Origin of the sequence: Photobacterium obscurum, from assembly GCF_026191635.1 — a bacterium.
GTDB lineage: Bacteria > Pseudomonadota > Gammaproteobacteria > Enterobacterales > Vibrionaceae > Photobacterium > Photobacterium obscurum.
In genome coordinates, this window is sequence record NZ_JAKRRW010000010.1 from 164,106 (window position 1) to 178,958 (window position 14,853).

12 protein-coding genes are annotated in these 14,853 nt (G+C 46.0%); 7 read left to right on the plus strand and 5 right to left on the minus strand.

From position 1 onward, the window contains the following. Nucleotides 1-69: 69 nt before the first annotated feature. Entirely contained in the window at nt 70-2,529 is a 2,460-nt protein-coding gene (locus MD588_RS14410; RefSeq protein WP_265698067.1) for a glycogen/starch/alpha-glucan phosphorylase, read from the minus strand. 484 nt (nt 2,530-3,013) lie between these two features. On the opposite strand from MD588_RS14410, the gene malT reads away from it, so the two are divergent. The 6 genes from malT to MD588_RS14440 all read left to right on the plus strand — a co-directional run bounded on the left by malT (nt 3,014) and on the right by MD588_RS14440 (nt 9,962). After that, complete coding sequence (gene malT, locus MD588_RS14415; RefSeq protein WP_265698068.1) at nt 3,014-5,722, plus strand: HTH-type transcriptional regulator MalT; 2,709 nt, start codon at nt 3,014-3,016, stop codon at nt 5,720-5,722. A gap of 34 nt (nt 5,723-5,756) precedes the next feature. Beyond that, nucleotides 5,757-6,434, plus strand: a complete 678-nt coding sequence (locus MD588_RS14420) for a DUF4336 domain-containing protein (protein ID WP_265698069.1) — start codon at nt 5,757-5,759, stop codon at nt 6,432-6,434. Nucleotides 6,435-6,627: 193 nt separating this feature from the next. Further along, nucleotides 6,628-7,290, plus strand: a complete 663-nt coding sequence (locus MD588_RS14425) for an outer membrane beta-barrel protein (protein ID WP_265698070.1) — start codon at nt 6,628-6,630, stop codon at nt 7,288-7,290. A gap of 202 nt (nt 7,291-7,492) precedes the next feature. Then, the gene (locus MD588_RS14430; RefSeq protein WP_265698071.1) at nt 7,493-7,768 is read left to right on the plus strand and encodes a D-fructose-6-phosphate amidotransferase; all 276 of its coding nucleotides are present in this window, start codon (nt 7,493-7,495) and stop codon (nt 7,766-7,768) included. Between the two features lie 185 nt (nt 7,769-7,953). Next, nucleotides 7,954-8,694 (plus strand): glycosyltransferase, encoded by a 741-nt coding sequence (locus MD588_RS14435; RefSeq protein WP_265698072.1) that lies wholly within the window; start codon nt 7,954-7,956, stop codon nt 8,692-8,694. Further along, nucleotides 8,688-9,962, plus strand: coding sequence for an LssY C-terminal domain-containing protein (locus MD588_RS14440; protein WP_265698073.1), 1,275 nt, complete (start codon nt 8,688-8,690; stop codon nt 9,960-9,962). Before MD588_RS14435 ends, MD588_RS14440 begins: the two co-directional genes overlap by 7 nt. A gap of 58 nt (nt 9,963-10,020) precedes the next feature. Here MD588_RS14440 and MD588_RS14445 read toward each other — a convergent pair whose 3' ends face one another. The 4 genes from MD588_RS14445 to modA all read right to left on the minus strand — a co-directional run bounded on the left by MD588_RS14445 (nt 10,021) and on the right by modA (nt 13,831). Beyond that, nucleotides 10,021-10,683, minus strand: coding sequence for a CAP domain-containing protein (locus MD588_RS14445; protein ID WP_265698074.1), 663 nt, complete (start codon nt 10,681-10,683; stop codon nt 10,021-10,023). Between the two features lie 609 nt (nt 10,684-11,292). Then, nucleotides 11,293-12,378: a molybdenum ABC transporter ATP-binding protein ModC gene (modC, locus tag MD588_RS14450; protein WP_265698075.1), complete on the minus strand. Its 1,086-nt coding sequence runs from the start codon at nt 12,376-12,378 to the stop codon at nt 11,293-11,295. Continuing rightward, nucleotides 12,372-13,064, minus strand: a complete 693-nt coding sequence (gene modB / locus MD588_RS14455) for a molybdate ABC transporter permease subunit (protein ID WP_265698076.1) — start codon at nt 13,062-13,064, stop codon at nt 12,372-12,374. Before modB ends, modC begins: the two co-directional genes overlap by 7 nt. A 2-nt stretch (nt 13,065-13,066) precedes the next feature. After that, a complete protein-coding gene (gene modA, locus MD588_RS14460; protein ID WP_265698077.1) occupies nt 13,067-13,831 on the minus strand; it encodes a molybdate ABC transporter substrate-binding protein in 765 nt (254 codons plus the stop codon). A 526-nt stretch (nt 13,832-14,357) separates the two neighbouring features. Here modA and MD588_RS14465 point away from each other — a divergent pair. Further along, a complete protein-coding gene (locus MD588_RS14465; RefSeq protein WP_265698078.1) occupies nt 14,358-14,696 on the plus strand; it encodes a cytosolic protein in 339 nt (112 codons plus the stop codon). Nucleotides 14,697-14,853: the final 157 nt, after the last annotated feature.

The following is a 14,853-nucleotide window of genomic DNA, read 5'->3' on the forward strand; positions in this document are numbered from 1 at the left end:
TTGCGGCCGCTACGATGTTAGGGTTTTTGCTGATATCAATTCAGACTCTAAATCACCAAATGGGGTGAATTAACGCGTTACTGCTTCAAGTTTCCAGATGTTATTGGCGTAGTCTCGAATACTACGGTCTGAACTGAACTTGCTCATTAATGCTGTATTTAGAATTGCTTTGCGTGCCCAGTTAGCTTGGTCACGGTATTCAGCATCAATTTTCTCGTGAGTCTTCACGTAGTCTGCAAAGTCAGCCAGTACCAGGTATGGGTCACCACCGTCCAGCAGGTTGTGGCGAATTGCCGCTAGCTGGCCAGGTTTACCTGGTGTGAACTCATCAGTTTCCAATAAATCCAGTGCTGCACGCAGTAAGCTATCAGCATGGTAATAACGGTAAGGGTCGTAACCCTCTTCTTTAAGTTTTTGTACTTCATCAACCAATAGACCGAAGATGAAGATATTTTCATCACCTACTTCTTCGCGCATTTCCACATTTGCACCATCCATCGTACCGATAGTTAGGGCACCGTTTAGGGCAAACTTCATGTTACCTGTACCAGATGCTTCCTTACCCGCAGTCGAGATTTGCTCAGAAACATCGGCAGCCGGGAACAGAATTTCTGCAAGACTCACGCGATAATCAGGGATAAATACAACCTTCAGCTTGCCGCCAAGACGAGGATCGTTGTTCACCTTGTCAGCAATCTTGTTGATAGCGAAGATAATGTCTTTTGCAAGCGCATAACCCGGTGCGGCTTTTGCACCAAAGAAGAATACGCGCGGCTGCATGTCGAATGTCGGATCATTGATCAGACGGTGGTACAGCGACAGAATATGAAGCAAGTTCAGATGCTGACGCTTGTATTCATGCAGACGTTTGATTTGAATATCGAAGATAGCATTCGTATCTAGCTCGATACCCATGTTCTCTTCTACCCAGTCAGCCAAACGCTGCTTGTTTTCTTTCTTCACTGCCATATAACGTTTCTGGAACGCTTTATCGTCAGCGAACTTCTCAAGACCGGCGATTTTCTCTAGCTTCTTCGGCCAGTCGTTACCCACTTTCTCGCTGATCAGCGCAGAAAGACCTGGGTTACAGTATTTAATCCAGCGACGTGGGGTTACGCCGTTTGTTACGTTCTGCAGACGGCCCGGGTACAGCTCGTTGAATTCAGGGAACAGGTCACGCTTAACCAGCTCTGAGTGAAGAGCCGCAACACCGTTCACTGCGTAAGTACTTACAACACATAGGTTAGCCATGCGAACCATACGCTGTGGACCTTCTTCAATGATTGAAAGCTTACGCTTCACTTCATTGTTGCCCGGCCATGTTTTTTCCACTAACTTCATGAAGCGGTGGTTGATTTCAAAGATGATTTCCATGTGACGAGGCAGCATCTGAGAAATAAGTGCTTCACTCCACGTTTCCAGAGCTTCTGGAAGTAGTGTGTGGTTTGTATAAGCAAATGTCTTAGAAGAAATTGCCCAAGCTGCATCCCAACCTAACTTGTACTCATCAATCAGAATACGCATCAGTTCAGGAATCGCGATAGTTGGGTGAGTATCGTTAAGCTGGATAGTTTCAAGCTTAGCCAGGTCTTCAATCTTGTTACCCGCACCGATATGACGGCGAAGGATATCTGCTACAGAACATGCACAGTGGAAGTACTGCTGCATCAGGCGCAGTGCTTTACCCTGGTCATGGTTGTCATTCGGGTAAAGAACCTTAGTAACGTTACCGGCTTCTAGTGCAGGGTACTGTGCACCTACATAGTCACCGTCGTTGAAACGCGCTAGGTTAAATGGCGCATTTGAACGGCATTCCCACAAACGTAGCGGGTAAACGCTCTTGTTGTCGTAACCGACAATAGGAAGATCCCATGCAATACCTTCAACAGTCATTGCCGGAACCCAGCGACGGCAAGCGTTGCCATTTTCATCGGTATACGCTTCAACGTGACCGTATAGATTAACCGTCTGGTTTAGCTCAGGGCGAACCACTTCCCACGGGTAACCTTCAATACCACGCCATGCGTCTGGTGCTTCTACCTGACGGCCATCTTCAAAAGACTGACGGAAAAGACCGTACTCATAATGCAAGCCATAACCCACGGCTGGATATTCTTGAGCAGCCAAAGAGTCCATAAAACATGCTGCAAGACGACCAAGACCACCGTTACCCAGAGCAGGATCGCGCTCTTCTTCCAGAAGATCTGTTAGGTTCTGACCTAGCTCTTCCATTGCAGTGGCTACGTCTTCGTAAAGACCCATGCTGATCAGGTTGTTACCTGTTAGACGGCCAATAAGGAATTCAAGAGAAAGGTAATTAACGCTACGTGCTTTCTCTTCAGCAAGCTGCTGTTCGGTTTCAAGCAAGTTACCGGTGCTGATTTCAGCTAATGCGCGGCCCATTGCCATATACCAATTACGCGTGGTTGCCGTTGCTGGCGTATTGGCGTAAGTCGTTGTTAGATGTTTTTCTACAGCCGCTTTAAAAGCCGTCTTGTCAAATTGTTGTGTCTGACCATTTGTAGTCATGGTTCAATCTCTCTCTAGGATTATTTCCAACTGGTGACTATGTTGCCTTCGTTTGTCAGTTAAAACATCCTCCCGACTGAGGGAGGATGAGGGATGAGGAAAAGGGGCGTAGTTGCCAAATCCCCCCCCTTAATGTGACATCCTGCAAAATTTCGAGGTGTAGACGCTTCCCCGAAAACAACCTTATGCAGCCTGGTTCACACTATTAGATTAAATCTTATGCGCAACAAGGGGCTTATTTTTTACTCAAAGATCCAAGATATGTGAACTAGCTCATATTTCCGGGGATGAGGTAACATAGAATTGCTGAATTAAGCCTTAAGGAGGGTAAAGTTATGGCGCAGATCAAATGCCGTGATAAAAAATTATTGCATGATTTTAATCACCCCATGGAATAAAGCTCACTCAAAGACCGCTTAGATACGGATAAAAATACCTAAGAGCTTTCAATGGAACCTGAAACCTTACAGAAGATAGCAAGATTATGTGGATACCTTCTAAACTGACTCGCCCAGCACGCCTCCATAATGCGATACTCCGCCCTCGTTTGCTGGAAGCCCTTGATCAAGCTCCTTTTTACCGCCTTGTTCTGTTTCGTTCTCCCGCAGGATACGGCAAGACAACCATGGCGGCACAATGGCTTAACGAACACCCTCATACCGGGTGGTTCAACATTGATGAAAATGATAATGACACTTTTCGATTCGCCAACTACCTGCTGCAATCTATAAATAAGGCAACAAATAATGCTTGCCTGAAAACACAGGCCATGGCCGAACGCCGCCAGTTTGCCTGCATGTCGACACTATTTAGCGAGCTGTTCGGCGAGCTTTGCGATTACCACGAACAAACTTATCTCGTTCTTGATGATTACCATGTCATCGCCAATGACGATATCCATGATGGTATGCGCTTTTTCCTGAAAAACATGCCAGACAACCTAACCCTTGTTGTTACAAGCCGCACACTACCCCCGCTGGGGACTGCAAACCTTCGGGTGCGTGACTTGTTAATCGAAGTCGATAACGATCTACTGGCTTTTGACGAAGAGGAAACCGAACGTTTCTTCAGCAAGCGGGTATCCAACAACGTAGAAAGCGGTGTACTCAGCACGCTGCGGGAACAAGTTGAAGGATGGCCATCCGCCCTACAGCTTATTGCCCTTCATGCTCAGCAAAGGCCGAATAATCTGGTCGAATCTGCAGTTTCTATGGCGAGTTTCAACCGGGGACACCTGTGGGACTATCTGGCTGAAGAAGTATTTGACCAACTCGATGGCGAAACACAGCAGTTCTTGTTGCAGTGTTCTGTACTTGATATGTTCAACGCTGAATTAGTGACCGATCTTACCGGCCGCAGCGATGCCTTGGCAATGCTAGAGTCTCTCAACCGTTTCGGATTATTCCTCAACACATTGGAAGGGGCCAATAACTGGTACCGCTTCCATAACTTATTTGCTGAGTTTCTTCGCCACCAGCGCTATTCGCAAATTCCCCAGCAGCGCTCCGAGCTTCACTCGTTAGCAGCCAAAGCATGGCTTAAGCAAAATTCACCTCAGCAAGCGTTGCTTCATGCGCAAAAAAGTGAAGATGAGCAACTAACCATTGAGATCCTCACCAATTACGGCTGGGAAATGTTCCACCATGGTGAATTGAAACTACTTGAAGACTGTATTAGTCAGTTAGGCCGAGATCAGCTATTCAGCACTCCTCGCCTGGCGCTACTACGCCTATGGCTAATTCAAAGCCAGCACCGTTATAACGATGTCGGCGACTTGATCGTTGAGTCAGAAGCTGAAATGCATAAGCACAACATCACTCTGGATGATGCGCTACAAGGTGAATTTAATGCCCTTCGTGCTCAGGTGGCAATTAACCAGAGTAAACCTGAAGATGCACTTCTTCTGTCTGAACAGGCATTAGGACAGCTACCGTCAACCACCTACCGTAGCCGTATTGTTGCTACCTCTGTCGTTGGTGAAGTACACCACTGCCTCGGCAACCTTAGCCGTGCACTCCCGATGATGCAGCAAACAGAAAAAATGGCACGTCAGTATCATGTGTATCATCAGGCACTATGGGCATTACTGCAGCAGAGTGAGATCCTCCTGGCGCAAGGCTATGTACAAGCAGCCTATGAACTCTTGGATCAAGCATTCAGGCTCGTCAAAGAACAGCATTTACAACAAGTTCCTCTTCATGAATTCCTGCTACGTCTCCGAGCTCAGATCCTTTGGTGCTGGAACCGCCTGGATGAAGCCGAAGAAGCGGCGCTGAAGAGCCTCGAGGTACTCGCACCATTTGACGAGACTAAATCACTCCACGCCTATTCAATGCTGGCAAGAATCGCCATCACCCGTGGCGAGCAAGATAAAGCTGCACGCTACCTTGAGCTATGTAATAGCATGATGGAGCGTACTGATTACCATATCGACTGGCGAGCCAATACCGATTTGGCAAACCTTTTCCACTGGCAAATCAAAGGTGATTTAGAAAACATTCAAAGCTGGTTAGACAAAGCCGAAGAGCCCGAAGCCGCCTGTAACCACTTCCAACAGCTACAATGGCGAAATATTGCCCGTGCATGTCTGAATGTCGGAGAGCTGGAACGATCTCAGCGCATTATGGATATGCTACTTGAAAGTTGTAATAAGCATAACCTGATCACAGACAAAAACCGAAACCTTGTGGTACAAGCTGTCTTAAGTAAGCGTCTGGGTGCACGTGATACTGCATTGGCACAGCTCAAAGAAGCTTTAGTGCTAACCAACAGCACCGGGATGGTTGGGATTTTCTTATGCGACGGCAACGAGATTTATGACTTGTTGCAAGAATTGGTAGACAGTAAAGCTCTCAGCGAGCTTGAATTACACCGGGCTCGCCAGCTATTGCGTGAAATGACAAGTAAAGAGCGTAATCGCTCAGTGCATTTTGATGAAAGTTTTGTCGAGAAACTGCTGAACTTGCCAGATGTCCCTGAACTGATCAGAACCAGCCCACTAACCCAGCGTGAATGGCAAGTATTAGGCTTGATCTACACTGGTTACAGTAATGAGCAAATTGCCTCTGAGCTAGATGTCGCATCCACTACGATTAAAACCCATATTCGTAATCTGTATCAAAAGCTGAATATCGCAAACCGACAGCAGGCAATAGAAACAGCTGAAGACTTACTCAAAATCATGGGCTTCTAACTTTACGGAGTCCGTCACAGGTTAAGGATGACCTATGATTGAATGGAGCAACAACCGTATTTGGTATCAAGATATGCCGTTCAGGGTGAACGGCATATCTGTTGGTGCCCGTATGACCGTTATCCGGCTTGATAACAACAAGTTGTTCATCCACTCCCCTGTTGAACTTACCACTCAGTTACAACTGGAACTGACAAAACTCGGACAAGTTTTCGCGATTGTTAGCCCAAACATGAATCATCATCTTTTCTTGTCTGAATGGTGGCTCGCGTACCCTGAAGCCTACTTTTTTGCTCCTCCCGGCCTGCAAAACAAACGGACTGACCTCGCCTTTGATGATGCACTCAGTGCGCAAACCCCTTCATTATGGCGCCATCAACTTTACCAAACACTGCTTCGCGGCAGCGACAAAATGGAAGAGGTTATATTTTGCGATCCACAATCACAAACCCTGATTGTCGGCGATACGCTTGCTTGGTTTAACCCCTCGCCCGGTATCCTGACCACAATGCTAGGCTTGGTAAACGGCTGTTACCACGATCCCGCCATGCCTTTGTACTGGCGCATGACTTTCAAGGATAAAACTCGGCTGCGGCAATCTTTGCAAGAAATACTCACCTGGCCGTTTGACCGTATTATCCTCTCCCATGGCCAGGTCATTAGCAAAGGAGGAAAAGAAAAGTTTCACCAGGCATTCAATTGGGCTCTTTAACCGCACCCAGTATCGTCGGTTAATTCAAGCCGTCCCAAACCTCTCCTTTTGCTTACATAGCCCGCACGACATTCGTTACAAAAACATATAAAACAATGTACACAATCATATTGCACGCCGTTTTTAATTGGCGTATCATCGCCAAAATTACAATAACATACTGGTCAGATCTGCTAGGTTGACTTTGAAAAATATGAAAAAACTTTCTCTAATCACACTTTGCGCACTAATCGTTGCTGCTCCATTCTCACAAGCACAAATATCTTCAAATACAACCAATAGCTTCAGCTACATTGCTGGCGGTCTTCAATACACTAGCCTCGAAAACAAGGTCGTTTCATCGGTCTATTTTGACTCCGACAGCTACCATCAAAAATCGGCAGATTCTTTGGCAGGTCTTTATTTCCGTGGAAGTTGGAACTTCAGCGATAACCTCTTTGCTGAGTTCCGCTCAGATGTCACAACCAGAGAAGCACTTACGCTGACTCATGGCTTGTTTGGTGTCGGCTACTTCCAGCCGATAAACGACGCTTTCACTCTATACGGCTTGGCTGGCCTGTCTGGGTCAAATGCCGAACGAGATGTGCTTAACCATGGCCAGGATGGGTTAGTAAAAGTAAACAGAGAAGATAATGGCCTGACCGGTGAAGTCGGGGCGCGTATTCGCCTGACCAACTCATGGAGCATTGAGCCAGCGCTCCGAGTCGCTGACTATAACGAGAGCCTTCAGGAATTACGGTTAGGCAATAACATCAAAGTCTCCAACTATATGAGCATTGAACTTAACGCTCAAAAGCGAACTGTTGCTGAATATGATGAAGTCAATTACCAAATGGGCGCTCGATATACCTTCTAATTCCTTTACCTCCCCCCCATTGACCGTTCTTTCAGGGCGATTCTATGCCCTGAAGTAGCCAAACTACTTTCTTATCGATACTTGTCCCAAATCAATCAATTGCATAAATCTATTTGCCCAGCGCATTTGTATGACATATATCACAACTTTCTTGTCGGTTGGGAGTATATTCTTAGCGTGAAAATTCTTTGAGGTCACGGATATGACAGCATCTAAACTTTATTTCAGAGATCTACTCGGGTTAACCTTAGTGATTTCTGCCATTCTGGTTATGCTAGGCAGCATTTTTGGCATTCTGGCTATTCTTAATTTTTATTTCCATGAAGATGTATTGGCCAACACTTACGTTCATGAATCAATACCTCTTTTTGTTTTCTTGATCCCCTGCTATCTTCTCGGCAAGTATATCAGTCGTCCCAAGTGGGTATCAGAGGTTGAAGAGTATCAACTTGAGGCAGCCAAAAAAGCCAGCCACTAATACTAAAGCCACTCCAAGGAGTGGCTTTTGATTTACCTCATCTCCCCCCTCACCGCCATAGTACGCTCGTTTAATCCCCCCTACTTCGATGAATATAAGCTGAACTAGCTCCTCACGTTTAATTCAGCCTGTCTCTCGCATACTTCTCTTAACAATTACAAATAGTTAATTATAGAGAGGCCAGTATGAACCCTATCAGCATCGTAGTTATCACACTCAACGAAGAAAAGCGTATCGGGCGGTTGCTTGAAGATTTGAGCCAACAAAGCCATCGTGATTTTGAAGTCATCGTGGTCGACTCAAACAGTGACGACAAGACCTGTGAAGTAGCCAAGGGTTTTGAACAAGCATTACCTGCTCTAACCGTTCATAAAATGGAAAGTAGAGGTACCAGCCTTGGCCGAAATACCGGTGCCAAGCTTGCAGTTCATGAGCACCTGCTGTTCCTTGATGCCGATGTTCGCCTTGAGCCGACATTCCTGACCAATGCGCTTCACCAGTTGGAAAAACGTAAACTGGAGGTCGCTGGCGTCTACATGAACGCTGAACAATTATCTTTCGGTTATCGTCTTGGTTATGGCGCATTCAATGCAGGATTGTTTCTGAGTTCTTTCTTCTTCCCTACCTCGGTCGGCGCTTGTCTATTCTCGACTCAGCGAGCACATCAGGAAATTGGCGGGTTTGATGAAAGTATCGTGTTATGCGAAGACTGCGACTACGTAAAACGGGCATCGAAAACCTGGCGTTACCGTATGCTCCCGATCAGCTTCTGGTTTGACCCTCGTCGCCTAGAACAGGACGGCTTTTTCAATATGGGACTGACATATTTAAAAGCCAATATACGCCGCTTTTTCTTCGGAGAGATGCGCAACAACGAGATGGAATACAAATTTGACCATTACAAGGATGCGAACAACAAATGCTAGAAACGAGTTGGTGGTGGTTCTTCGTGGGAAGCTTGCTTGATGCGCTGATCGGGCCCAACCTGTTCTTCCCCGGTGAACCTTTTCTCCTAGCTGCTGGTTACATACTCAGCAGCGGCTTATTCTACGGCGTGCTATCGGTACTCGCTGGAGGGTTCATTGGTGATCAATTGAGCTACCACATTGGTCGAAAGTTTGGTGATCGCGGACGACGCTGGCTTAGCCAGCGCATCCCTAAGACTCGTCGGCCAATTGCAAGAGCTCGGCTGGTACTGAGGAAAAAAGGCCCCCAGATTGTTACCGCCGCTCGCTTGCTAGGCCCTGTCGCCTGGATCATGCCTTTCCTGGCTGGCAGTTATGCCATGCCCTGGCTGACATTCACCTTGTACTCAGTGATCGGGCTGCTGCTCGGTGTCAGTCAGTTTGTCCTTGCCGGATATTTGCTAGCCCAGGGAGTTGAGCTACTTCCTGATCTAACAACTATCTCACTTTTTATTAAGGAACACAGCTTATTGCTGGCCGCCATCACAATCGCCTCCACAGCCAGCCTACTGCTTTATCGCTATCAGGGATGGAAAAAGTGGCTACGGATTGGCTCATGCTGGATCATCGTAATGGCAGGGGCCAACTATTTCCATTTTTTCATCAGCGATAGCTATGCATTTGAAACAGGTGCCGAAGCTGAAAGACTTGAGAGTAGAGCAGTCTCTGTTGAAGAGCTTGATTACACCGTATTCCCAGGTTTGGCACCGGTCTACCAGCCACAGCCGATTAATGCCATAGTGATCGGCAGCACGCCTCAGACACTTATGGATGAACTCGGCTGGATCGAGAATAAGACCTTCTCGCGAAATGAAATGACATTTAAGGGTTACTTAGGATTATTGGCAAAAGACTTGCCACCAATATCGGACTTATATTGGAACCAGCAACCTCAATGGCTCGCTTACCAAATAGCAGGAGATCTTGTGAACAGGCGTCATATCCGTTGGTGGTATGCGGGGATAGACACACAAACGCAGCAAAATATATGGGTTGGCTCGATCAGTTACGACAATGACCTCAAAGTCGCGCACTACAAAGGGATCATTACGATTTTACATGCCATCGACCCAGATATTGACATCGAAAGAGACACACTTGCAGAAAACGCTGCTAAAGCAGGCTGGCATGTAAGCTACCAGCGCCTTGGAAGCCCAGTGGCCTACTCAAAAAGCCGCCACTATTTTAGTGACGGCCAGGTGGCTATTTTATCAAGAGCTCAAAGTTAGCCAGTATCGAGTTGCCCTGCTGCCAGCTATTGGGCGGCATTCAGGGCAATCAACAATATTAACGTGGACGAGCGAATACTTGAGTCCAGTAGATACCATAACGCGTATCAGAGTTGCTTACTGAAGCCGAACCCATTTGAGTGTAGTTCGCACTCATAATATTTTTACAGTGGCCAGCACTATTTAGCCAAGCTGTCATCACAGCATCGATATCTTTCTGCCCGGCAGCAACGTTCTCACCAACCGAAGCCCAGTTGTAACCTTGTGCCGATACACGATCACTTGGCTGGCTACCATCTGAACCAGTGTGGCTCATAAAGCCACCATTTGCCTGATCACTAGAATGAACATATGCAGCTTGTTCTAGCGAGTAATCCCATGTTAGTGGATCTACAGCTGGCATCATTTGACCACCGCAATCACGAGCCTGAGCACGTGCTGTATTCACGGCATAAAGCATCTGATCGGCAAAATCATCACTCGGTGGTGGTGGTGGTGGAGGAACCGGCGTGCTACCGTCATTGGAACTTCCGTCTGAGGCGCCATCATTGCCACCCTCGAAACCACCGTTAGTACCATCATTATTACTACCACCGTTATTGCTACCGCCATCTGATACGGTATTTCCACTGCCAGAAGTCGTACCCCCTTCGGAGCCACCGCCCGCACCACAGCCTGTAACCAAAAACATTGAGATTAATAATAGTGATAGTGTTCGCATGAGTACATCCAGTATAAGTATATTGATTTTGTTTTCTATTTTTCTTCATTGCTTGATAACAACAAAAAAATACATTTAGAAAACACAAGATATGTTTCTTAGCTAATTCCCATCAGCTCTAATGTGGGAGACAATATACTGACTCCACGCTGAACACTTCAATATGCAACGGTTATTTATTGCACATCCTGACACACTTTTGACAGATGGCAGTCATCAAAAACATCAAAAAAAACAATGTAAAAATCAATAAAATCAGCAAAATAAGAAGAGAGCGAAGACGCAATGACAATCGTCTTAATATTCAGACACATATATATGGATAATTAACAAAGATTGGGGGGGCAAATAGAAATTAATACTATTACCCATCAAAAATCGTCACACTAAGAAATAATATCAGGACAAATGCGAAAACAAATAAGTGCTAATTTTAAGATAAAAACAGCACTTATTTGTTAGCCATATTCATATAGAAAGACTAAAAAACAACAGAGTATTTTGTTTGGTAAATATTGAAATATTTGAAAGGTTAACATATGAAAATAAACTGATTTACCTCGATACTATACTGATTAACCTTTCATTAGTTCAAGAAACTTGCTCAACCTACCGCAAAGCAAGATCATCCTGAGTCACACTCACACCTTTGATCTGTGCATAGACATCATCCCCAATGTTTAACTTGAGTTCATCCGCCGCCCACTGGGTAATGTTTGCCCATAGCTGAGCTTCTCCAACTCTAAGCCTCACCGCAACTTTTTGTTCGTCGTTAACTGGCAAGATCTTATCAATTCTGGCCATTAGAATATTTCGGATACTCGTTTGCTCCGGCTTTGCTCTTGTTATCGAAACATCATTTGAGTGGATACGTACCCTCACCCACTCCCCACGGGCTCGGTTTAGCTCGCTAACCCAAAGGTGGGCATTATGATTGAGCATCACCTGCGTCAATGCATAGTTAGGATGCTTTAGATTAACGCGAGCATTTAATAATGAGCTCTGCTCTTTTGCCGGTAGCCAGGGGCGCATTTCGGGTGATCCCCAAACACTATTCACATGCCCGGAAACAACAACCTTGCCTTGGTTAATCATCACCATATGATCAGCGAGACGAAGTATTTCATCAAGGCTGTGGGTCACATACAAAATGGGGATATTAACCTCTTTGGCGAGTCGTTCCAAGTAAGGCATCAACTCCTGCTTGCGAGGTAAATCAAGTGAAGCCAGTGGTTCATCCATCAGCAACATATCCGGCTTGGTAAGCAAAGCCCGACCAATGGCCACACGTTGTTTCTCCCCGCCCGAAAGGGACGACGGATAGCGTTGTAACAGTTCCTTTATACCGAGCAGCTTAACGACATCATCAAAGTGCGCCTGATCTTTCTCGCGGCAACCGTAAGTCAAATTACCCGTCACGGTATAATGCGGAAACAACCTAGCATCTTGAAAAACATAGCCAATCCTGCGTTTTTCCGGGGGTAGAAACAGGCCTTTTTCACTATCACATAGTACATGCCCACCCAGCTTAATAGAGCCAGAGTCTGGTTTACTCAAGCCACTAAGCACATTAATCAATGATGTTTTACCGGTGCCAGAACGACCGAAGATTGCAGTGATCCCTTGCATCGGTAATTCCAGCTTAATATCCAGTTCAAGGCTTCCCAGTAATTTCTGTACATCTATTGCTAACATTGTGTCTCCAGTCGCTTGCGTGCCATTCGAGACAACCATTCTGATACCAATAGTGATGCCAAGGCGATAACAATGGCAATGATACATAATCGGGCAGCCTCACTTTCTGCGCCCGGCGTTTCAATAAACGAGAACATCGCCAATGGGATCGTTTGAGTTTCACCTGGAATATTCGACACAAAGGTAATCGTCGCTCCAAATTCTCCAAGAGCTCTGGCAAAAGCCAAAATCGTTCCTGTCAAAATACCCGGTAAAGTCAGCGGTAGGGTTATCGTAAAGAAAACCTTCAAAGGGCTTGCACCCAGTGTACGGGCAGCCTGCTCTAACTTAGAATCAACGCCCTCCAATGCAAGACGGATAGAACGCACCATTAGCGGGAATGAAACCACGGCTACGGCAATAACAGCGCCTCGCCAGCTAAAGCTAAAAGTCAGTCCAAACCACTCATAGAGCGCTTTACCGACAATGCCTTGCCGCCCCATGACAATCAGCAACAGATAACCAATGACTACTGGCGGCAGTACCAACGGCAGGTGTACCAAGCCATCTAGAATTGCTTTGCCGAAAAACTGGCAGCGAGCCAATAACCAGGCACATAGAATACCCAGCGGCAAGCTTACTAAAACTGCAACTCCCGAAATTTTCAAACTGAGCAACAAGGCCTGCAGCTCATAATCAGTTAACACGCTTAATTAACCCCAAAACCATATTTCTCAAAAATCACTTGCGCTTGATCAGACTGCAGATACTTATAAAAGTCATCTACACTCTTGTTTGCCTTATCTTTTACTATGGCAACAGGATATGAAATTGGCGTATGACTGTCATTTGGCAATTCATTGACAATTTTCACTTTCTTCGAGATAAGGGCATCCGTTTTATACACCACCCCTAACATCGCCTCCTGACGCTCTACAAGCAGCAAAGCAGACCGAACATTATTGGCACGCGCCAGCAAGCGATCCGCTTTCTCCCACAGGCCAAGCGCCTCAAGTGATTCTTTTGCATATATTCCAGCAGGGACATGTCTAGGATCCCCCATTGCCAGGCGCGTACCTTGTAGAGCCTTACCGAGATCCCATGATGCCGTGATCTTAACCTCATCCTGCGGATAGTCATTCGGAGCAACCAATACCAAACTATTTTGTAGCAAAGTCTTACGGCTACTTGGCTCAACCGCGCTCTGCTGCTCAACATAATCCATCCATTTTTCATTCGCAGACAGATAGATATCAGCGGGTGCTCCCTGCGCGATCTGACGCGCCAACGCAGAAGATGATGCATATGAAAGCGTTGCCTTGACGCCAGTCTGATCTTCATAGGCTTTCGCGACATCGTTCATGGCATTAGTTAGCGACGAAGCAGCAAACACCGTCACACCTTCAGCTGCGTAACTGGTGCCCGCTAAAAACAAACTTCCGACAAGGGCACTGCCAATCCATAAACGTTTCATATAACCACCTTCCGACTAAGAATATCTCTACCGATATATAGTAAGGTATATAACGGTGGCAGAAAATACCCCATTGGAGGTTTTTATTGGGAAAGAAGGCAATAAACCGGAAATGCACAAAGAAAGCCGGAAGGACTTCTAGATGGCCATGTTACCTTAGATGGGAATAATACATTTATAATCAGTGACTTACGAAGATATAAGTCTGACGGCTCATCAATATGCTAAAAAGCCTTTTTCAAAATCCGTCAATTTATACCGTTTGGATGACAATTGTTAAAAATAAGAGATATGGCATTGTTACGCGGTCACCAATAGATGTGGCTTACATAACGAAAGAACAGAGCCACTGAAAGCTCAGGGTCTGATAGTTGTTGCTAGCTCAGTTTTGGACAAAAACGTGTTTCAAGTTGGCCTAGTGAATGTCTGGAAATGGCACAGAATTACCGCCTTTATCAACTAAATCTCTACTACGTTCTCCCCTGATAGTGATAAAATCTCCGCATCAGAATTACCGAGAAACTCTATGTTTATCCATCATGTTAACGGCATCGACTGGCTGGTGATTACAGCTTTTGAAGAACTGAAAACTATATTTATCGAAGAAGCCGGTGCGATCCCCTTTTGCTTCTCTACCGCCAGCGAATTGAACCTGATTGATCAAGCCAAGCGCACTTATGGATATTTGCCTACACTCAGCGGCGTAATCACCGATACCGGTACTTTTCAAAGCCAGGATAACGAAGAAGATTTGAACCCACAGCTTGCCTGCCTAGTTGAGGGGCGTGGTCGGGTGTTTATCTATCACGGCGGCTTTGTGGCTTTTGTGGATGACGAGCAAACCTTTATTACTCGAATGGACTGAAAATTATTCAGTAAGTTGAAATCGGCGAATTGGCATCCCTAGCCGTTCATCCGTAAGCGTTTCGTTTATTAACAGCGTGCGAATTGAATGGAGCCGGATCCTAGCTTCAATAAGAAAAGCAATGCTGCGGTTAACTGGCGAGCTGTATCCCTAGCAA

Excerpts from the sequence above, each read along its gene's own strand:
- MD588_RS14425 (WP_265698070.1), top strand. The coding sequence starts at position 6,628 with ATGAAAAAACTTTCTCTAATCACACTTTGCGCACTAATCGTTGCTGCT.
- MD588_RS14420 (WP_265698069.1), top strand. The coding sequence starts at position 5,757 with ATGATTGAATGGAGCAACAACCGTATTTGGTATCAAGATATGCCGTTC.
- MD588_RS14440 (WP_265698073.1), top strand. The coding sequence starts at position 8,688 with ATGCTAGAAACGAGTTGGTGGTGGTTCTTCGTGGGAAGCTTGCTTGAT.
- modC (WP_265698075.1), bottom strand. The coding sequence starts at position 12,378 with ATGTTAGCAATAGATGTACAGAAATTACTGGGAAGCCTTGAACTGGAT.
- MD588_RS14445 (WP_265698074.1), bottom strand. The coding sequence starts at position 10,683 with ATGCGAACACTATCACTATTATTAATCTCAATGTTTTTGGTTACAGGC.
- malT (WP_265698068.1), top strand. The coding sequence starts at position 3,014 with ATGTGGATACCTTCTAAACTGACTCGCCCAGCACGCCTCCATAATGCG.
- MD588_RS14435 (WP_265698072.1), top strand. The coding sequence starts at position 7,954 with ATGAACCCTATCAGCATCGTAGTTATCACACTCAACGAAGAAAAGCGT.
- modA (WP_265698077.1), bottom strand. The coding sequence starts at position 13,831 with ATGAAACGTTTATGGATTGGCAGTGCCCTTGTCGGAAGTTTGTTTTTA.
- MD588_RS14465 (WP_265698078.1), top strand. The coding sequence starts at position 14,358 with ATGTTTATCCATCATGTTAACGGCATCGACTGGCTGGTGATTACAGCT.
- MD588_RS14430 (WP_265698071.1), top strand. The coding sequence starts at position 7,493 with ATGACAGCATCTAAACTTTATTTCAGAGATCTACTCGGGTTAACCTTA.
- MD588_RS14410 (WP_265698067.1), bottom strand. The coding sequence starts at position 2,529 with ATGACTACAAATGGTCAGACACAACAATTTGACAAGACGGCTTTTAAA.